Source organism: Candidatus Nitrosocosmicus sp. R, assembly GCF_054408505.1.
Window position 1 is genome coordinate 2463073 of sequence record NZ_CP167090.1, and the last position, 19565, is coordinate 2482637.

Annotated in this window: 20 protein-coding genes; 8 read left to right on the plus strand and 12 right to left on the minus strand. The window is 33.3% G+C overall.

What is annotated here, in order from left to right; translation table 11 throughout:
* Positions 1-156: 156 nt before the first annotated feature.
* The 6 genes from AAGU22_RS12770 to AAGU22_RS12795 all read right to left on the minus strand — a co-directional run bounded on the left by AAGU22_RS12770 (position 157) and on the right by AAGU22_RS12795 (position 6603).
* Positions 157-1848 (minus strand): SagB/ThcOx family dehydrogenase, encoded by a 1692-nt coding sequence (locus AAGU22_RS12770; RefSeq protein WP_458719485.1) that lies wholly within the window; start codon positions 1846-1848, stop codon positions 157-159.
* Positions 1849-2050: 202 nt separating this feature from the next.
* Positions 2051-3811 (minus strand): sensor histidine kinase, encoded by a 1761-nt coding sequence (locus tag AAGU22_RS12775; RefSeq protein WP_458719486.1) that lies wholly within the window; start codon positions 3809-3811, stop codon positions 2051-2053.
* Between the two features lie 76 nt (positions 3812-3887).
* Complete coding sequence (locus AAGU22_RS12780; RefSeq protein WP_458719487.1) at positions 3888-4298, minus strand: response regulator; 411 nt, start codon at positions 4296-4298, stop codon at positions 3888-3890.
* 146 nt (positions 4299-4444) lie between these two features.
* Positions 4445-4897, minus strand: a complete 453-nt coding sequence (locus AAGU22_RS12785; RefSeq protein WP_458719488.1) for a hypothetical protein — start codon at positions 4895-4897, stop codon at positions 4445-4447.
* A gap of 479 nt (positions 4898-5376) precedes the next feature.
* Positions 5377-5922, minus strand: a complete 546-nt coding sequence (locus tag AAGU22_RS12790; protein WP_458719489.1) for a hypothetical protein — start codon at positions 5920-5922, stop codon at positions 5377-5379.
* A 231-nt stretch (positions 5923-6153) separates the two neighbouring features.
* Positions 6154-6603 (minus strand): PPOX class F420-dependent oxidoreductase, encoded by a 450-nt coding sequence (locus AAGU22_RS12795; protein WP_458719490.1) that lies wholly within the window; start codon positions 6601-6603, stop codon positions 6154-6156.
* A 381-nt stretch (positions 6604-6984) separates the two neighbouring features.
* Here AAGU22_RS12795 and AAGU22_RS12800 point away from each other — a divergent pair, with 381 nt between their 5' ends.
* The gene (locus tag AAGU22_RS12800; RefSeq protein WP_458719491.1) at positions 6985-7254 is read left to right on the plus strand and encodes a hypothetical protein; all 270 of its coding nucleotides are present in this window, start codon (positions 6985-6987) and stop codon (positions 7252-7254) included.
* A gap of 309 nt (positions 7255-7563) precedes the next feature.
* Here the strand turns inward: AAGU22_RS12800 and AAGU22_RS12805 are convergent, their stop codons facing one another.
* Positions 7564-8355, minus strand: a complete 792-nt coding sequence (locus AAGU22_RS12805) for an ion transporter (protein WP_458719493.1) — start codon at positions 8353-8355, stop codon at positions 7564-7566.
* 308 nt (positions 8356-8663) lie between these two features.
* Complete coding sequence (locus tag AAGU22_RS12810) at positions 8664-8963, minus strand: hypothetical protein (RefSeq protein WP_458719494.1); 300 nt, start codon at positions 8961-8963, stop codon at positions 8664-8666.
* 628 nt (positions 8964-9591) lie between these two features.
* On the opposite strand from AAGU22_RS12810, the gene AAGU22_RS12815 reads away from it, so the two are divergent.
* Positions 9592-10005 carry a response regulator gene (locus tag AAGU22_RS12815; RefSeq protein ID WP_458719495.1) on the plus strand — a complete coding sequence of 138 codons (414 nt, stop codon included), beginning with the start codon at positions 9592-9594 and terminating at the stop codon, positions 10003-10005.
* Between the two features lie 203 nt (positions 10006-10208).
* Here the strand turns inward: AAGU22_RS12815 and AAGU22_RS12820 are convergent, their stop codons facing one another.
* Positions 10209-10661: a hypothetical protein gene (locus AAGU22_RS12820; RefSeq protein ID WP_458719496.1), complete on the minus strand. Its 453-nt coding sequence runs from the start codon at positions 10659-10661 to the stop codon at positions 10209-10211.
* A gap of 207 nt (positions 10662-10868) precedes the next feature.
* Here AAGU22_RS12820 and AAGU22_RS12825 point away from each other — a divergent pair, with 207 nt between their 5' ends.
* From AAGU22_RS12825 to AAGU22_RS12835, 3 genes are all read left to right on the plus strand, one after another.
* On the plus strand, positions 10869-11204 hold the full coding sequence (locus AAGU22_RS12825; RefSeq protein WP_458719497.1) for a hypothetical protein: 336 nt from the start codon (positions 10869-10871) through the stop codon (positions 11202-11204).
* Between the two features lie 311 nt (positions 11205-11515).
* Entirely contained in the window at positions 11516-11767 is a 252-nt protein-coding gene (locus AAGU22_RS12830) for a hypothetical protein (RefSeq protein ID WP_458719498.1), read from the plus strand.
* A 333-nt stretch (positions 11768-12100) separates the two neighbouring features.
* Entirely contained in the window at positions 12101-13108 is a 1008-nt protein-coding gene (locus AAGU22_RS12835) for an adenylate/guanylate cyclase domain-containing protein (RefSeq protein WP_458719499.1), read from the plus strand.
* A 307-nt stretch (positions 13109-13415) separates the two neighbouring features.
* Here AAGU22_RS12835 and AAGU22_RS12840 read toward each other — a convergent pair whose 3' ends face one another.
* Positions 13416-14702, minus strand: coding sequence for a hypothetical protein (locus AAGU22_RS12840; RefSeq protein WP_458719500.1), 1287 nt, complete (start codon positions 14700-14702; stop codon positions 13416-13418).
* Between the two features lie 446 nt (positions 14703-15148).
* Between AAGU22_RS12840 and AAGU22_RS12845 the strand changes: the two genes are divergently transcribed.
* A complete protein-coding gene (locus AAGU22_RS12845; RefSeq protein ID WP_458719501.1) occupies positions 15149-15517 on the plus strand; it encodes an MGMT family protein in 369 nt (122 codons plus the stop codon).
* A gap of 125 nt (positions 15518-15642) precedes the next feature.
* Here AAGU22_RS12845 and AAGU22_RS12850 read toward each other — a convergent pair whose 3' ends face one another.
* Entirely contained in the window at positions 15643-15810 is a 168-nt protein-coding gene (locus tag AAGU22_RS12850; protein WP_458719502.1) for a hypothetical protein, read from the minus strand.
* 92 nt (positions 15811-15902) lie between these two features.
* Between AAGU22_RS12850 and AAGU22_RS12855 the strand changes: the two genes are divergently transcribed.
* Positions 15903-16256, plus strand: coding sequence for a PadR family transcriptional regulator (locus AAGU22_RS12855; RefSeq protein ID WP_458719503.1), 354 nt, complete (start codon positions 15903-15905; stop codon positions 16254-16256).
* 123 nt (positions 16257-16379) lie between these two features.
* Here the strand turns inward: AAGU22_RS12855 and AAGU22_RS12860 are convergent, their stop codons facing one another.
* A complete protein-coding gene (locus AAGU22_RS12860) occupies positions 16380-17321 on the minus strand; it encodes a 6-bladed beta-propeller (RefSeq protein ID WP_458719504.1) in 942 nt (313 codons plus the stop codon).
* 324 nt (positions 17322-17645) lie between these two features.
* Between AAGU22_RS12860 and AAGU22_RS12865 the strand changes: the two genes are divergently transcribed.
* A complete protein-coding gene (locus AAGU22_RS12865) occupies positions 17646-19490 on the plus strand; it encodes a sensor histidine kinase (protein ID WP_458719505.1) in 1845 nt (614 codons plus the stop codon).
* Positions 19491-19565: the final 75 nt, after the last annotated feature.

Sequence of the window (19565 nt, forward strand, 5' to 3'; positions counted from 1 at the left end):
TTCTTTTTGATAGTTTTAAAATTAAGGGAAAAATAGTCTTTTTTCATTTTTGAAGGGCATTAATCTATTGAATCCGGAGTTCAAATCAACAATCACATCATAGGACCATAATAGAATATGGAGGTGGTGGATGACATAAAGGATCAGTTAAATCAACTAGCCGGTACTAGATGCATCTATCATTTGTTCGCGTGTTAGTCTGACCGGTAGTACTCTACCCGGTTTCGATTGGTATGATGGAATTCCGACTCCGATAGCAATCAATGTTTCCTTTTGTTTAGTATGAGGAGAGAAAAATTCGATCACTTCATTATCATAAAAAGTGGAACCTGATGCTCCCAAGCCACTGGCATAAGATAAAAGATAAATTTTTCCTGCAGTGATCCCTGCTTCCATCTGTACTGCTCTGTAACCCCGATTACCCAACATATCAAGTATATGTTTTAGATCAGTCATTATGAATATCACAACGCTTGCGTTTGCAAAAAGAGATTGATCTAAGCAAAGATGACCGGAGATATTATGACCTGGTCTATACTTTAACAAGTCTATAGAATTATTCCTCTGATTAAAAAAATACCCACCCTTTTCAAGCCCATCAACTGAATTAACTACAAGAAATAAATCAATTAGACTATCTGAATCACTTTTGTAATCCATTGGAATTCCTCTTGTTGAATTTAAAAGAATATTAGATAAAGTCAAAAAGGAGATGGGTAGCCTTGAAAATTGTCTCGTAGAACCTCTCTTCAAAATGGTGTTTCCAATATCAGGGCCGTGGTCATCCACACAAGGCTTGGGCAAGGAATATTGTCTTAAAGTACCCGTATTAGAATTATCTTTTTTATCTAGTTCGTCAACTTCTCCAATCCTCTTGTGATTAATCCATTGGGAGACCTGAGCATTATCGAATAATTTAGAACTGTTGTAAGCTTTCCAAATTTCAGGATAGTCAATTTCTTCTAAGGAAAGGGGATAAACCTTTGGAGTAGGTGAATTTAGAATCTTTTCTTGCATTGATTGCTCTTGGTTAACATTGTTTTTCAAAGAGTCTGCATCAATGGCTGCAATCAATATGGAAGCCTCTTTATGATCTTCTAGTCCCAGCAATCTGTTAGATTGGTCGTCCAGAAACCCCATAATTAATCTGGTATAAAGATGCATAGAACTTGAGACAGCCAGTAGGTTAGAAACTATAACCCCAGCGTCCCAAAACCAATGTCTATAAGATCGTGATTGATACTTCCATGCATTTCTCCATGCATAAGATGTAAATATTAAGGAAACAGGAGATGTTGTAATATTCGTATTGTTACCAGCAATAGTTTCTAGAAAGTTTCTATAATCACCTTTATGAATAGCAGTCAAACTAAATTCACCTGGATTAAAATGATACACCCCTGCATGCAATTCAGAACCAAGACCTTTAGTAACCACGTAGGTTTCTATTGGATAAAGGGCTCCTGTTGCAGAAGCAGCACGCATATAATAATCAACAGAATTAAAACGCATCACGCGTGTTATACCACAAGAATAAAACAACAGGGAAGATAGATCAGATAATGTAATAATTTTAGAAACATCCTTTGAAGAGGATAATGGAGAAGCAAATTGGGTCCTGTTATTAAATGACTCATTGTCGCTTGATAAATTACTAATTGCGGTCATAGCATTCAAGGTAGGATGAGGAAAATCTATTGGAAGAGGGAAGGAAGATAATTCTTTATACACCTTAAATGGTTTAGGCCGATTACTCCAATCCAGATAGTAATTTGAATTCATAACACTAAATTCAGAATGCTTTGTCATTTCATGATAGTTAATCGAATACAGGATATCATTATTCATGAGTTATAAAGTTATAACAATTATAGCATATTTAAGTTAGAAATCACATCTGATAAATTCAAAATCCGACCAGTCCATTAACATGTTTGTTTGCTCTCTAGAGACAGCCCATAAAAAAACACCCGGAAATTAAATTCTTTAAACGGAGGCTCATGCAAAATGATACTAATCGTGAATACGCTTCTCTATTTCGAATGCTAACTCATGCGAGGGGAAGTATAAATGAAAAAGTTGATCCTTGTCCATCTGTATTATTCTGGGCCCAGATTCTGCCACCGTGGGATTCTATAATATATTTTGAAACATACAGTCCTAAACCTATATGATTATCGACTGTAGAGACAAATTTGTTAAATAGTTTTGAGAGAACATATTTATCTATTCCTTTTCCATCATCCTTTATTTGGATCAGAATGAAATTGTCAGTATCGTGTTTGTGATCATGTTTGTTTAAACTTTCGTAATCATGACTTTTTACTTGGTTTATTTTGTCTAGGTAATGCCTATCTACAACTGTAACTTGTACTGTAACTGTACCAATGGATTGAATGAATTCCACCGAATTATTAAACAGATTTGTCAACACTTCATAAATTCGAATTCTATCTACATTGGCCCTTACCGATTTCACAGAACTTTCAGCCACCTCGAATTGAATATTCTTATTTTTTAGATTGTCGTCTGTCTTAGATACGTACCTATAATCGTTCACTGCTTCAGAAACTATTTCATAAATGTTGGTTTCTTCTTTATTCAAATTGAAAGTGGTATTGTCTATTTTAGCAACATTTAGTATGTTAATTACGATAGAGTTTAACCTATTGGCGTTTCGTATGATAGAATCAAAATAATGTTTGTAATATTGACCTGACTCATTGTTATTAATATCTATCGTTGCCATTTCCGAATATCCTAAAATTGCTTGTGTAGGAGTTCGTAATTCATGAGCTATGGTATCAATCAAGTTTCTTTGCATTATGTCTTGAATGTACAGTCTCTCGGCTAATTCTGCTCTACCCCATTGCACATCAAACAACAATTTGTATTTATTGATAGAGTCTAATTGAGTGGTGTAAAAATAAGAATAATCACCTTTCTGATTATCATCGTTTGATGGATGTTCGTCATTTAGATGGGGATTTACAATAAGTAGATGATAATTATCTACGATCAGGATCAAAGATTCAAGTTCAATATCATCGCCTTTTGGTAAAGCCCTACACAAGAAATGTGACTCCTCTTGTTGTTCCATTATGCCTAATTCCAAAATTATGTGTTTCAAATTATTTGACTTTAGTATTATAAGAGATGGAATGATAAATTTGACTTTTATCTTATTTTTCAAAACCATATTTTTTAAGAGCCCAAATAGATCTTTTGATATGAAATTATTGCTCCCCCATAAGGTAGAAGTATAAAACAAGACTTCATGTTTTGATGTACTTATTAATTTTTCAACAAATTGGTTTATACCATTCTTGTCAACTTCACGTATAACAGAAGCCACATCAAATTCAGTTTCTAGAAGATGTATTTTCTTTGTTGCATCTATTCCAAAATGCCATAACTGTTCAAATATTAATCTATATTGTTCTATTATTTCGTTGTTTATATTAGTAATATAATTCAAGTCACTCATAATATTATTCCCATTATCAGTTTTGGGAAGAAATACACAGGTTGACTCATTAACCATAAATTTTAGATTCAACTCGTCAACATGTCGTATATCTGCAACTGATAATAGTTCTTTTATCTTGTGTTCATTAGATAGACTGACTCCTGTTAAAATCTTGATTTCAATCTGGTTTTCCTTAAGATCCGATAATAATTTGAAGAAAGAATCATTACTGATTCCAAGCAATTTTGAAAATAATGAATAGGGTCCACAAAAAAAGATGTATTTAGAGGTAATTCTACAGATGTCTAAATATCTATTTGGATCTGAAGATACGTCATTCAATTGTTTGAATACACCCCTAAACAAGGATATTTACGAAAGGTAATATGAGGTTTGATGATATTAAATAAGCATTTATTTATTTGATCTGAGATTCGATAGGCTTCTTCATTAATAACATACTTATCTTTTCTACGACAGTAGTTGGACTGATTGGTTTTACCGCAAACTCATCTGCACCGTAATCTAAGACTCTGGTCTTACTGTTTTCATTTTCAGCAAGTGCAAATATCTTTACATCAAGAGTCAATTTTCGTATATTTACGATTAACATGGGACCTCTATCAGCAGCAATCGACCCATTTATTAATATAATATCCACCCTGTTATTCAATTCCTTAAGCTTATCTAGACATTCTGTTGCACTAGCGGTCTTGTATACCTTGAATTTGGCCAAAGTGAAATGACCTGCTAAAATATTAGAGACATCAGCATCATCTTCTACTAATATGATAGAATGTTTGTTATCTTCTGTGGATCCGTTTTGCAACTATACAGATATATCACATCTCGGATAAATTAATCTTTCCAGAATTACGAAACTTGACACATTTGAATGGTTGGTTTCTTCGTGAATTAATAGGTCTATATCTTCAAATATTTCAAATTCAAAAATAATAAAGGTTGAACGGACTACTAATCAGAATCTAGATCAATTGCAGGAGCTGGAACAATTACCACGGGTTTGCCTATCGCTTTGATCAAAGTATTTTGAATTTGAACCAGGTTTTGCTGTATGGCAGTTTCATTGTCGTCATTTAATGCCAAAATAGCGTCATTAGTGTAATTTAATAATCTTTCTTTCATCAGTAAATCCGAAGAATCGGCGGCGGATGTAGAATTAGTTTGATTTGTCGGTGATTGTATTTGTAGTTCTGATTGATTAATGTCGGCTTGGTCGAATTGGCTCACATTCTGATTGGTTTGATTACTAATGTCAGCAGCAGCAGTATCCGTTATAGTAGTATTGGTATTGGTGGTATTTGCTACCGGTTGACCATAACCATTATAGCTTGCTGTACTTAAAATCATCATCAAGCTTAGCGACATGATAACTGGAACAACTATTTTCATAAACGATTCCATCATGCTATCTAGAGCAACAATATTTATATAAATGATTGGAATAACAACTACAACTAATCAAAATTAACTAATATTATTTCCAATAACGTTACTGTTTTAGGTTAATCAGTAAAAGATTCTTAATGGTTGGAGTCAAACGTATGACGATATGACTGAGACTATTGACTTGATTAACCTGGGATATCTGTATAGAATAATTAAGTGAGGCTTATGAAAGGGATATTGATTACTGCTAATTCAAACCGGATGCTACAGTCTGATAACTGATTTGTGCTGTATATGGACAAGAAAGGATAATGGATTATTGAATCGTAAAGTCACAAGATTAAAAGAACAACTCATCTCGAATAACCGTTATTTTAATAATTTCAGAAATTAAGAATAAAAAGCATATCCGTGTGTTGGATTAATATTTTTGTTAAATGAAAAGTCGTAATTAAAAATAGTTAGAGTTCTAGATTACGAGAGAGGATAGAAAGCTCTCATTGTGTGCTGTTTGCAGATGATAAAGCATTGGTTTGATTTTCAGGCTCTACATACTGTTCCTGTTCCATTCCCTGTCCTAGTGAGGTATTACCGCCTGCCAAGTCTGTATTATTAGCTAAGATTTCTTGATTTCCAGATGTTAAATTCTGTAATTCTTGAATTGATCCTACATCTGATGATGTTTCGTTACCTGAACCGGTGCTTGAAGCATTACCTGATGATGATGTTTCGTTACCTGAACCGGTGCTTGAAGCATTACCTGATGATGATGTTTCGTTACCTGAACCGGTGCTTGAAGCATTACCTGATGATGATGTTTCGTTACCTGAACCGGTGCTTGAAGCATTACCTGATGATGATGTTTCGTTACCTGAACCGGTGCTTGAAGCATTACCTGATGATGATGTTTCGTTACCTCCCATCATCCCGGAAGTCAAATTACTAAAGGCTTGACCAATTTCCTCCACGATATTTTGTGCATGTGCCACCTGAACTAGCGGTATAAACAATACAGAAAGTAGCAATAATGATAGATATTTCATTAATGATTTTAGTTCACCATGATTTAAATAGTTGTACCCATTTATAAAATTCGAAAATATCGATAATATAGCATATATTTTAATCTATCGAAGCCGATATGCTTTTGCTATTAATAATAATTCTGAAAATCCTATGGAGTCAATCAAACTACAATATGACAAAATTTCCGACAACAAAGTAAATTGAGGTTAATTGTCAAGACTGACTAAAACTAAATAAAACATGCAATTTTAGTCGGAAACATTCTTTTGAGCAATAATTTTGCTGGGTTTTATTTTAATAATGGATTCACCTTCTACAGCGTTTCTCTTACCATATGTTTCTGCATTCTCTATTCCCATGTATCGCTCAGCTATGCGGCTGGTTAGACTTAAAAGTTCGTTGGAGTTGGGATGCGGATCTATTTCTGCGACTCCATTGATTATGACAAATGAAAAAGGAGGTTTTTGATCATCTACACAGAGACATATTTTAGGATTAGATATCAAGTGTCTTGCCTTCACTGAATTGTAAAAAGTTGTAAAAATAATTGTAAAATCCTTATTATTGCTACTACTTGGATCATAATCAATAACAAACCAAACTGGAGCAACGTGAGGGGTCCCATCTAAAGTTGCTGTAGAAACTTTAGCAGTCATCGTCCCAAGATTTAGGAAGCTCATAACTTCTTCTCGATTCATTTCTGTCAAATCTCTTCATTAGCAATATTAGAGTTCTCATTTAAAAACTTGAATTCTACTTTGGTTGAAATAAAAACCACTAAATAATTCACAAAGATTTCAATTAGAAAAACAGGTAGATTGTAAATTTTTGATAATTTCCTAAATCCCTAAATTTGTCTCCCAGTCGAACGATATAGAGTACACAATAGTCAATACGTTATTTATTTTTATAATTGTACAGTATCATCATATCTAATTATTTACAATAGTAACAATATGATAAATAATATTGAAATCAATTTCCATAACAAATTAAGAGCAAATAAACACATAGAAGTAATACAGAAATGAGTATCAAAACTATAATATATCAAAATTCAGGTATAGATTTAGATAATAATGAGTAACATAACAAAAAACTATAAGGTTGGACTTTTTACAATGTTTATCGCAGCCGCTTTAATTGGCTCAGTAGTAGCATTTGGCGACAACTATGCATATGCAGGTGGAAAGAAGAAATCTAATGACGCAGAGCAAGAAATCGAACAAAGCCAATCAAATGAACAAAATGCACAATGCGTATCTGGTGAATTCACTTTAGCATCATGCAACAATATAGGTTTATTATTCCAGAATAACGAAGGCAACTTAGCCTTAGGCCAACAATAAACTTCCTCCTCTTTTTTTACTATTACTCTAACTAATTTAAACATCTTATAAATTAATTTGATCTAGATAAATTAGCTCATCTTAGTTTTTCCCGATTATCAATTTTAGAAACAGAAAAAAATTTTAAAAAAATAACACTTGTTTGGTTGGTTCATGCCAAATTTGATCTATCACGACTTTGTTGAAATAAAAATAAAAGACTTCATGATAAAAAAGGAAATTTTCTTAGAAATTTAATTTGAATCTCAATCACCGAAACTAACAGCCCAACTAGTAATTGGATCAGTAATTCAAATTTCTGTCTATAAACTAAGTTGAGAGTCTTGACTCCAAGTCTTCAATTTTCTTTCTTATTTCCTTCATCTCATATAATATTTCGTTTTGGGTAACCGGATTAGCCAATTCCATTTCCAAATTTTTGTATGCTTCCTCAGATTTTCTTACTATTACAGCCACAAAAATATTAATAACAATAAACGTTCCTATTACTATGAAACTAATAAAGTAAATCCCGTATAGTGGATTTACATGAGTGACTGCAGACATAACTTCTATCCACCCCTCCAGAGTTAATATTTCGAATAAGGTTAAGAGTGATTTAGCCAAGGAACCCCAGTGAATTGGGTCTATGTCACTGAATAAATAATACCCAGCAATACCATACATGAAAAAGAGTAGAGACAAGAGCAGAGAGATATTTATCATGCTAGGGATTGATTTGATAATTGTCATGATCACAGCAGACATCTCTTTAGATCTGTGAGTCAGTCTTGTTACTCGCAAAAGTCTAACTAGACGAGCGACGGTTGTGTATCCTTCACTAAGGGGCAGCAGAGAGATTACAATTATTGAAAAATCCATAATATTCCAACCATTCTTGAAATAGGTTGAGAAGTGAGGGTAAGAGGCAGTAATCTTTAAGGCAGCTTCGACTATGTAAACAACCAAAACCATGGCACTAATAATATCAAATATAGGGTAATATTCAGCCAACTCTGGAATAGTTTCTAATACCAAAACTGCAGCTTGCAATAATATTACAAAAGTTATAAAATTATTAAAGGCAGGATATTCAATTATTTTTCTTATCGTAGTTAGCATACTATGTCAAGTTCAGCTAGAGAATATTTTTAATTTTGGATCTGTGGTGATAGCAGACTATAATCAATATGAATATCACTATTACTTTTATCTTACTATCGACAGATGCTCGAGGTACATAATATGTATATCATCATAATATTGATACTCAACTTCTATCTAACCCGATACTCATTCATCTTAGGCAATTGTGACTCTATAATGATCAATAGGTGTAAAAAATAAAGCATTGTGAAAAATTCGCATATAATTCATTTTCGATGACAAGATTTTTGAATGAATTACTATTACAAAATTTTAGATGAGAACTAATCAAGCATGTTAATTTTTTTCACACCAACATCCGATACAATATAAAAATCTTCAGAAATCTGTATGATGTCACCCATATTTATCTTGGAATGATGTCGTTTGCATTTTAAAGAAATCCCAAAAGGATTTGCCTCTTCGACGAACTTTATCCAAACTCTCCCCGGGCTCAATATATTCTTAAATTCTGCTTCCCATACCAATTCATAAATCGTAGAGAGTGCTTGTCGACTCAATTTACTTGAGCCAAGCATGATTTCAGGATTAGTTTCTTTATAAAAATAAACTCTAACTATCATTAAAGATAACTATGTACTTTTTATTAACTATTGAGGTTTATTATTGCTATGATTTGGGACGGATTCCTATTGAAATATAAAGAAAATGAGGTATCCCTAGGGATACCTACTTCAATTAATTATCTGTTTGTCTTTTTTTATCGCATTTATATATCCGATGACTAAAAGAAAAAGAAATCAACCATTAGACCTTGAAGTAACTATTCATCATAATTCATAAATATGTTAAAGTTGTAATAATGCCAAGTTCTCTCATGGGTGCTTTTTTAGCAAACATGGTTAGAGCCCCTTAAGGGCTCCAAATGTATATCTATCTTAATTCTATAGCAGCACGATGATTGATTGAAAATATTTATAACGTTTATCACAAAGGAAAAAAATCCAATGAAAAAATCGAGTATTAGTTAAATGGGGAATTTTCTATCAATACTATGATCTGGTTAGCAAAAAATTCTTAAGAATAACTTTTATAATGAACTCAACAAATTCAACCTTATTTATTATAGAATAAATGGAAGCTGTAGAGTCAAGGTTATCTATGGAAATCAAGAAATAATCTATTTATTGTGTTTCTCTTTATGGAAATTAAATTTAAAAACTTTTATAGAAATTACATCTAAATTCATTATTGTCTGACAGTACAAAAAACACTTCCTCTAATTACAATCAATGCCGTCGCCTTCTGATTGTAGATGATGAAAAGGATTTGTTATTTGTATACGAAAAAGCTCTAAAATTAGTAGGTATGGAAATCTCTACATTTGACAACCCAGACATGGCATTTAAGGAATTTAAAAAGAATCCGGAAATGTATAGATTGTTATTAACAGACATGCGCATGCCGAGCATGAATGGATATGAATTAATAAATAAGGTAAAAGCTATCAGGCCCGAAATAAGGACTATCTTAATATCTGCTTACGATATCACACAAGATGAAATTACACGAAATCTAAACCCTAATATAAGAATAGATGGATTGATTTGCAAGCCCATTGCATTGGAACGTTTAAGAGAAATCATCATTGATGTCTTAAAATGAATATTTGATGAGCCCTCATATGTCCTCTAACCGTTAATTTTAAGGCTAGACATATCAAATCCAACTAACGGATCGGAAAGGAACTTGACCTTGAGAGAAAACAGAAGCAGTGGAGATAACTCGTATACTATTTAAAATTGATGACATACAGACTGAAAAGAAATGTGTAATTAATAAATACAATCCAAGTAAGAAAAAGAAGTTTATCCTTGTGCTAATGCGTTACTTCCTGTATTTTCTTGACTTTGGACGTTGATGTTGTTACCAGAACCTATTGTATCTGCACCTGATACTACTTGGCTGTTTTGGCTGGAGGATTGAGATTGGCTGATGCTTTGTTCTGCAGAGTTTCCACCCTGTCCACCTTGTGCTAATGCGTTGTTTCCACTGTTCTTTTGGTGTTGGAAACTAAGGTTGTTGCATGATAGAAAGGTTGTTCCACCTGATACACATCCAGCATTTTGGTTTGACGATTGTGATTGGTCTATGGACTGTTTTGCTTTATTTTTCTTGTTGTGTGTGGCTAAAGCATCATCTACATTGAGTATTGGACTGACAAATAGGGTTAATGCTACCACTATTGCAATTGATGCGACAAAGATTTTGCTGTTTTTGTTTTTGATTTTGTTTTGGTTGTGAATATTTGTTTTATTCATACCTTTGATACTATGGAAAAAATATATTGGGATTGCTAACTAGGTGCAATACTCTAATATTCTAGCAGTTTTAGAATTAGAAATTGTTTATAAAAATATGAAATTATTCTTCAAAGTAAATTCATCAGAATTGTGAACGCATCGTGTTTAAACTTGAATGAATCTTAAACTAATAAATAGGTTAAAAAACTAAATAAATATTTATTTATGAACAAATTTGGATTTCAAACAGACAAACCGAATATTTCTTTTGAAAGTCATTTAGTAAATTTAGGTAAAGACATAGAGATATTATTGGTAAGTCTCAGAGAATTTGTTTTATCTTTAGGAGATAATGTGATTGAAGAAGTTAGACCACATAGGATAGTCTATGCAAAGTCATTGACATTTAGGTATTTCCTAGATATTTATCCTAGGAATAGTGATCTTATAATTGGGATTAGAAAGAACAGAAAAGAACCGACAAAAGAATATGTAGTTAGTAACATCCAAGAAATAGAAAGTATTGAACTAGAAATTAAAGAAGCTTATAAAGCAATATGAAAATCAGTTCAGTGTAAAACACTACTACATGTTCCTTAGCCAAATGTATTTGACTCCTTTCCTAGCAGAGAAATTTTGAACAAGATATGATTTATTCAAATGCTTTTCTTTTCGAATCAAAATATATAGTTAGTACTATTTTAGATTTAGATAGACATAGACATAGAGTGCAACCAGAGTGCATAATTGCAGATAAAGTCATCATGACAATATACATAAAGGTGTCAACCAAAAGAATACCCATCATTTACGTCATCCTTCAATGTCTACTAAGAGAATAATAAAATACTAGAAAAACATAGCTTAAATAATTGGATGCATATTTAGAAGAAGAATTGATTGATTTGTTCACATACTACTTGCAAAATCCAAACGCTTCTGATTTGGAAACAAAGAAGCAACGTGTTATTGAAATTGGAAGAGAATTGTTTAATGATGGAGGGACTGATGCAATGGAAAACATGTTCTATTCGGTAGAAATAAGAATAAAGGAGGAAATCGGAAAAGATATAAAAGAAAATAGATCTTGGTGGAATGGAGTTTCAGAAGACTGGAAATACTAAATATAGGTAAATTATCTAGGGATCCGATTATGAAACGATATCCGACATTAAATTTAATTTTGTCGAACCAGTTTGTAGTAATATAGAATTGAATTAATCAAACTCGGTATTATTTTTTTAAGCACAATAATACACATTCGGACTGCTTCCCACCTCCCCTCCTTCCTTCCTCCATCCGTTTCAAAGAATCTTATTTCATATGAACAGATTTAGAATCCATTTAATCTTGAAATAGTTTGTGCAAATAGAATTTGGCGAATAAAATATGATAAGAAAAGGGATTTATTATTCAGATATCATCTTTATATCTGATGAAAAAAATTGGATGATGTATTGGCGAATAAATTGCCTGAAGCTTCAGATCAAAAGAGAACTATACTCAACTTATATAATTCAGGAATTGAACCAGAAATAATTTCACTTGAATTAGATATCAATGAAGACATCATAAGAGATATTATTAAAAATGAGAATAAGAGGGAAGGAGATAATACTAATAATAATTTATCAAATTATCTTTTGAATAAATTTTATCTTGATGCGATTATAGACATCAATTCAGTCGTAAAGGAAGCACAATTCAGGACATGGAATGCACTCAAAGCAAAACCTGAACTAAATATTATAGTAAAAGAAACACAGAATATTTTGGAACAGAACGCCGAATCTAAATTGAGATTAGTAATGCTGCATATTGACCTAGTTGGTTCTACGAAAATGGCCTTAACTTTACCTATCGATCGATTGACCACCATAATCAGATCATTTGCTCAGGAAATGACAAACATAATATCATTGTACGGCGGTTATGTTCTAAAATATATCGGAGATGCAGTCTTGGCTTTTTTCGTTATAGAAGATATTACTGGTGAAGAACAAAACATGAACAAAGCCAATAATTCGGGAGATGAATCAGAAACCAACAATGGTTTCTCCTCCCTCCAATTCAGTAATGGGATTAGTTGTGCTTTGACCATGATTAGAGTTATTAAAGAAGGGATCAACCCAATTTTAAATCAATATGACTATCCCGAGCTGAAAGTAAGGGTAGGAATTGATTTTGGGGAAGTTGCTGTTGTACAATATGGAATTGATATTTATGAATTTGAAAAAACAATACTAAAAACTCCTCATTTGGACCTTATAGGATACACCATAAGTGTGGCAGTTAAGATGACTTCTCTTGCGGAAGCTGACCACATTGTAATTGGTCAAAAATTATATGATCAATTAGATATTAAAGATAAAGACTCATTTAGACAATTGAAGACTAATACTGAAATTTGGAATTACGCCAATCATACCGATGGCGAGCTTTACAACATCTTTACCAATAATTAGTTAAATATCTAATTATTTGATTTGGCAATCCCAAGTAAGGTCCAACTTTTTTTAATTATTATTTAATTACACACACGGTCTTTTGTTTTACTTCTACTAGACTAGGTCAATGTTTTCTTAAAGATCAGTGGTATTAGATAACCAAAACAAAATCTCTAGATTCTAAACAAAATCACCAAATGGTAGGAATAAGAGGTTTTGTCTGAATAATTGTAAATAATGAATTTTGACTGCCTGTTGTTAAAAAATCTCTATCTTTGAAAAATTTGAACAAAGTTAAAGTAATAGTAAAAAAAGAGGAGGAAGTTTATTGTTGACCTAAGGCGTTATTTCCGCTGTTTATTTGGTTTTGGAAGTTTTCATTGTCGCAAGATACGATAGCATCTTTACCAGATACACATTGTGAGTTTTGGTTAGAAGATTGTGATTGGCCTATACCTTGATTAGCAGTGTTACCGCCACTGCCACTACCGCCACTTTGGGCTGCTGCATTATTTCCGGTGTTTTGTTGGTTTTGAGTATTTTTGTTGCTACATGAATTGCTTAAGGAGCCGCCTGCTACACATTGTGCGTTTTGGTTAGAAGATTGTGATTGGCCTATACCTTGATTAGCTGTGTTACCGCCACTGCCACTACCACCTTGTTGTCCTACTGCATTGCTTCCGCTGTTTGCTTGGTTTTGAGTACTGGTGTTATTACATGAATCAGCTACGTTTCCGCCACCAACGCATTGTGCATTTTGGTTAGAAGATTGTGATTGGCCTATACCTTGATTAGCTGTGTTACCGCCGCCACCTTTGCCTTTTCCACTGCCACTACCACTACCACCTTGTTGAGCTGCTGCATTACTTCCGGTGTTTGCTTGGTTTTGATTGTTTACATTATTGCATGAATTTGCTGTATTTCCTCCAGATACACATTGTGCGTTTTGGTTAGAAGATTGTGATTGGCCTATACCTTGATTAGCTGTGTTACCGCCGCCACCTTTGCCTTTTCCACTGCCACTACCGCCACTTTGGGCTGCTGCATTACTTCCGGTGTTTTTTTGATTCTGGTCATTTACATTGTTACCTGAACCTACTGTATTGCCACCAGATACTACACCGCTGTTTTGGTTAGAGGATTGTGCTTGACCGATTGCTTGGTTAGCAGTGTTACCGCCTTTACCACTACCACCTTGTTGAGCTAATGCGTTGTTTCCGCTGTTTGCTTGATTTTGTGAATTCAAATTATTACAAGAAACAAAAGTACCAGTTCCTGAAACGCACAAGGCATTTTGGTTAGAGGATTGTGCTTGACCGATTGCTTGGTTAGCAGTGTTACCGCCTTTACCACTACCACCTTGTTGAGCTAATGCGTTGTTTCCGCTGTTTGCTTGATTTTGTGAATTCAAATTATTACAAGAAATAAGAGTACCAGTTCCCGATACACAAACACCAAGTTGCGATGAGGATTGTGATTGACCTATACCTTGATTAGCTGAATTGCCTTGAGCAAATGCATTCATTGACATCGAAGTTGGCCCTACCAAAAGTAATAATGATAGTGCTACTACCGCTGCAAATGACGCTAGGATATGTTTCCCACTGTTCATTTTATATTGAATAATAGATTTATTCACCCCCTTATTAACATAAAATAAGTATATTTGGTTTGCTAACAAGTTGCAATATTCTTATACTCTAGGATTTCTAGAATTTTGAACCTTGAACCTTGAACCTTGACAAGAATTGGTATTTATCAGGTTATGTAGTAGGTTTAGATGGTAATGTATTGAATATGAGTGATTTGCAATATCATGAATTCTCAGATTTAGATGTTCAAGCAAAACAGCCAGGAATATCATGAATCCAACGGGGATTCAAATCATGAATTAATCAAAAGAATAAGAACATTAGTTAACGAAAACCAATCGTTTATTCTATATTTATAATTAAATAATGGGACAAGTGTTAGATGCATAGTATGAATGAAGAATATTTTCGATATCATGCTATCGTATTTGAATAAATTTAAATAAGATCTTAAGATATTATATACATGAAGCAAAATAGTCGCAAGCAAGGCAAGAATATTAGCAAAAGACCATTGACCAAGACAATAAACAGTGAAGATGTTTACAGCATGCTATTAACCATTCCTAAAGGCAAAGTTTCTACCTATGGAGATCTTGCCAAAGCCCTTGGAAACCCCGCTGCTTCAAGACATGTTGGGAGAATATTAAGCCAGAATCCAAATCCGATTAAAGTACCTTGCCACCGGGTCGTCATGTCCAATGGCAAAATAGGTGGGTATGCCTTTGGAACCCAGAAAAAGAAAGAATTACTGCAAAATGAAGGAGTCATTTTTTCTGATGAATATAGAGTAAACGAATTTAGCAAAGTTCGTTACTATCCAAAGAAAGGATAACACAATTAATTAGATGTAAGTTTAGCCAAATATTTACCGAATACAAGATAGTTGATATTTTAAGGTCGTCATAAAATATTGAGTTACTAAAATATGATAAAATAGTGAAAAATATATAAAAAAAATTATGATGCTTCTAACTCGTTGATCCTTTCTGATACTCCTTTGACCTCTTTCTCTAAATCATTTTTGTATTCCTTCAATAAATCTACTTTTTCTTCACGAGTTAGAAAGCTTCTTGATTTCTGTACTCCAACAGCGTTTACACCACCATAATTACAACCGCAACCCATTATTCCACCTCCTCATCCATATCATCGGACATACGATACATAGCATTCAAGATGTATTTATATATATCGGATACCCAATACCTTTATTATCTATGCGCGGAGAAAGGGTGGACATAGAAAGAGAGGGAGAGAGGGAGAGAGGGAGAGAGGGAGGAGATTGCTGCGACATGAGAGGAATGTTGGGCTTTCTGATCCTTTTCTTACTTTCGAAAAAACCAATGCATGGTCAAGAACTAGCTGGAGAAATTGCAATTAGAAAAGGTGAGAAAAAACTAAGTCCCGGAACAATATATCCGGCACTAAAAGGTCTAAAAGAATTAGGTTTCATTGTTGAGGAAAGAGATGGTAAAACAATAGTATATAGTTTGACTGATAAGGGCGAGAAGGCTTTGAAATTAGCTAAAAGAAAATTCATAAAGACTTTTTTTGGCATTTTTCCAGAATAATATCTTCCGATGAAACCTTCATAGGATGTTGAATTTATCGTGAAAAAATAGAGTATTTCAAAAATAAAATATGTAAAAAAAGATTAAAATGATCTTGTAACCTTGGGTAAATAAGGTCTTTAATCAATTAGAAGATATAAACAACTGAACGTTGTTATTAGTAGTGTCTGCCACATATACACGTCCATTAGAATCAATGGTTATACTCTCTGGTTTCGAAAATTCCCCGGGACCTTCACCCATTTGTCCAAATCCTGTAATATATGTACCGTTTTTCGAAAATATTTGAATTCTTTGGTTGTCTGAGTCTGTCACGTATAGATTTTCGGCATTGTCGAATGCTATTACTGCTGGATGATTAAATTCTCCGGCGCCCTTTCCTTCTGTCCCCCAATCCCTAAGAAATGTACCGTTGTTGGAGAAAACTTTAATTCGATTATTCCCATAATCAGGCACAAAAACATTATTTCCACTATCAACTGTAACATCCCATGGCATTTCGAACTGACCATTCCCTGTACCTTCGCTACCCCATGAAGCTATGAAAGTACCATTTGGAGAGAACTTTTGAATAGTATCAAGATCTCTGTCAGATACAAAGACATCATTCTGGGAATCTACTGCAATGCCATGTGGATGTAGAAAATTCGCACCACTATTTTCATTTTCACCCCAAGATGTTATGAACGTACCATTTGGAGAGAACATTACAACTCGTTTGTTATTTTGATCTGTAATGTAAATATTCCCTTGTTTATCGATTTCATTACCATGAGGATGATTTAGCGGAGTTCCATTAGCAGTTTGATTTCCCCATTTTAGAATAAAATTTCCATTCATATCATATTTCTTTATTTCATTTGACTGAATATCGTTGACGTACAAGTTATCATTACTATCGACTATTATTCCTTCAGGCTGAAAAATTTGAGTAGAATTTAAGTTTTCAGTTTGTGAAGCTATCTCTCTTTTGAATTCAAATTTTGTATCAGGCGATATTGGGCCAAATGAAGGAGACTCATGATTTTGAGCAAATATAATATTTGTCGAACAAAATGATGACATCAAAACAATAGATATAGTACAACAAAGAAATAATTTGTAGTTAGTTTGCTTACAGTTCCACATATGGAAATAATGGCTAATATATAATATATAACTTAAATCCAAGTCAACGCAGAATTACAGAAAAATTGAGCAAGATGATTCAACTTTGATGGCTAGCAATTGAATGATTAATCCGCGTATAGAAAAATCAAGTGCGGACTACAATCCAAACCAAAAAAGGATATTGGATCTCTAATTCAATAAATCAAGACACAGTTTTGTGAGTTTATGCAATATTAGAGAAATAACAATTTATTCATGCCATCTACATAGTTATATATTATGAAACTGGGCAGATTCAATAATATAAAGGAATCAATTTCAAAGTTTTTTACAGTAAATAATTCAATCTATACTGCTGCTATTTTCATAGTCATAATCCCGCTTATTTTATTTTTCTATTTACAACAAGAAACAGAAGAGAGTATAAGAGACAGCATATTTGAACAACAAAAGCAAGTTCAAATTGATTCGAGTCGTGCGATAGCACATCACTTGCAGTCGGACATAGAATTGATTTTATCAAGACTGCAAGGATTAGCAATGTCTGGTAATATTCAAGATGGAGATTTTACATCCAATTTGACCAAAAGCTTGTTAGCAGATTATTACAACAAGATAAATTCCACTACCCCTGTCGACAGATTGTTCCTTCAAAATAAAAATGGGATCGCTGTTATTGATATGGCCTCTAGTGGAAGCCCCTCTTATGCAGGAAAGGACTTTTCTTTTAGGACTTGGGTTAATCAGACAAAAAATACAATGTCTCCTGTAATTTCTGACATGTTTGTTGGAATTGATGGTAAAAATAGAATTGCAATGACTTACCCAATCATCACAACAAATATCAGTGGTTCTTATTATAATGGCTTGGTCGGGGTAGTAATTCCAACTAATGAATTTTTTAACTATTATGGCAATGTCTACGACATACAGTCACAGTATTTGTCAGTTTTAGATAACAGGGATATGCTGTTGGTACATCCTATATCATCAATAGTAGGAAAACCTTTTTTTGGAAATTTTACCCAGAATTTAACTGGGCATAATGACATGCTAAACAATCTAGTAAAAACAGTCATGTCAGGGGCTCCATCTTCTGCAGTATACAAGTTGCTAAACAATGAAAGACTAACTACGGGATCCCCGGTCATCATTGAGGGCGCTCCCAAGTATTCTGTATTTGTGATATCGCCAACCTCCTTTATTTATTCAAAAATTAATGAAATAATAAACATGGAAAGGCTGCAAATGCTGACTTTAATAATAGGAATAATCGCAGTAGTACTTTTGTTGATCTTGTTCCTAAGTAAAGTTAACAGTACCTTGGATAAATCAGTTAAGAAAAGGACCAAGCAATTGGAAGATACAAATAGGAAACTCGAAATAGCTAATAGAAATGTCCAGATTCACGATAATATGCAGAAGGAATTTATAAACATAGCTGCTCATGAATTAAGAAATCCGGTACAATCGTTACTGGGCTTCTCAGATATTTTAATGAAATCTATTGGTAACATTGAGTTATATAAACATCCTATGGAAGCAATAAGTAGAAATGCGAAACGGCTCAAGAGATTGGTGGATATAGTCTTTGAAATATCTCAACTAGATAATGATCTATTGCTACTAAAGAAAGGACCAATCAATCTCAAGAAATTGATAACAGAGATAATGATTAACTACCAAGATCGTAAAAAAGGTGATCGCAAGTATAATATTATACTTGAAGAGTCATATGCTCCTAATGACAGTCAAATATTAAATGCTGACGAATCTCATTTGACGCAAGTTATAATAAACTTGATAGATAATGCCCTTGAATTTACAAAGGACGAGGATGAAATAAAAATAAATATGAAAAAAATAAACAATGGAAAGGAAATAGAGGTTACTATAAGTGACCCGGGACATGGAATTCATCCAGATGATCTACCTCTGTTATTTACTAGATTTGTAAAAAAATCGAGCAGAGGAACAGGACTTGGTTTGTATGTTTCTAAAAAGATAATCGAAGCCCATGGTGGAAGGATTTGGGCTAAAAACAATCAAGATGGAAAGGGTGTAACCTTTGGATTTAGTTTGCCGGTACAAGACCAACTTTCTAATCCAGATAGACAACTTTGATGATCGATAATTAAATACGATTATGGATTTAAGATCAAAAATTATTCAACCCATTGCTATCAATGGGTTTATATC

Excerpts from the sequence above, each read along its gene's own strand:
- AAGU22_RS12860 (WP_458719504.1), bottom strand. The coding sequence starts at position 17,321 with ATGTCATCATTTTGTTCGACAAATATTATATTTGCTCAAAATCATGAG.
- AAGU22_RS12865 (WP_458719505.1), top strand. The coding sequence starts at position 17,646 with ATGAAACTGGGCAGATTCAATAATATAAAGGAATCAATTTCAAAGTTT.
- AAGU22_RS12850 (WP_458719502.1), bottom strand. The coding sequence starts at position 15,810 with ATGGGTTGCGGTTGTAATTATGGTGGTGTAAACGCTGTTGGAGTACAG.
- AAGU22_RS12805 (WP_458719493.1), bottom strand. The coding sequence starts at position 8,355 with ATGCTAACTACGATAAGAAAAATAATTGAATATCCTGCCTTTAATAAT.
- AAGU22_RS12770 (WP_458719485.1), bottom strand. The coding sequence starts at position 1,848 with ATGAATAATGATATCCTGTATTCGATTAACTATCATGAAATGACAAAG.
- AAGU22_RS12825 (WP_458719497.1), top strand. The coding sequence starts at position 10,869 with ATGAACAAATTTGGATTTCAAACAGACAAACCGAATATTTCTTTTGAA.
- AAGU22_RS12810 (WP_458719494.1), bottom strand. The coding sequence starts at position 8,963 with ATGATAGTTAGAGTTTATTTTTATAAAGAAACTAATCCTGAAATCATG.
- AAGU22_RS12800 (WP_458719491.1), top strand. The coding sequence starts at position 6,985 with ATGAGTAACATAACAAAAAACTATAAGGTTGGACTTTTTACAATGTTT.
- AAGU22_RS12795 (WP_458719490.1), bottom strand. The coding sequence starts at position 6,603 with ATGAATCGAGAAGAAGTTATGAGCTTCCTAAATCTTGGGACGATGACT.
- AAGU22_RS12820 (WP_458719496.1), bottom strand. The coding sequence starts at position 10,661 with ATGAATAAAACAAATATTCACAACCAAAACAAAATCAAAAACAAAAAC.
- AAGU22_RS12845 (WP_458719501.1), top strand. The coding sequence starts at position 15,149 with ATGAAGCAAAATAGTCGCAAGCAAGGCAAGAATATTAGCAAAAGACCA.
- AAGU22_RS12855 (WP_458719503.1), top strand. The coding sequence starts at position 15,903 with ATGCGCGGAGAAAGGGTGGACATAGAAAGAGAGGGAGAGAGGGAGAGA.
- AAGU22_RS12790 (WP_458719489.1), bottom strand. The coding sequence starts at position 5,922 with ATGAAATATCTATCATTATTGCTACTTTCTGTATTGTTTATACCGCTA.
- AAGU22_RS12840 (WP_458719500.1), bottom strand. The coding sequence starts at position 14,702 with ATGAACAGTGGGAAACATATCCTAGCGTCATTTGCAGCGGTAGTAGCA.
- AAGU22_RS12785 (WP_458719488.1), bottom strand. The coding sequence starts at position 4,897 with ATGATGGAATCGTTTATGAAAATAGTTGTTCCAGTTATCATGTCGCTA.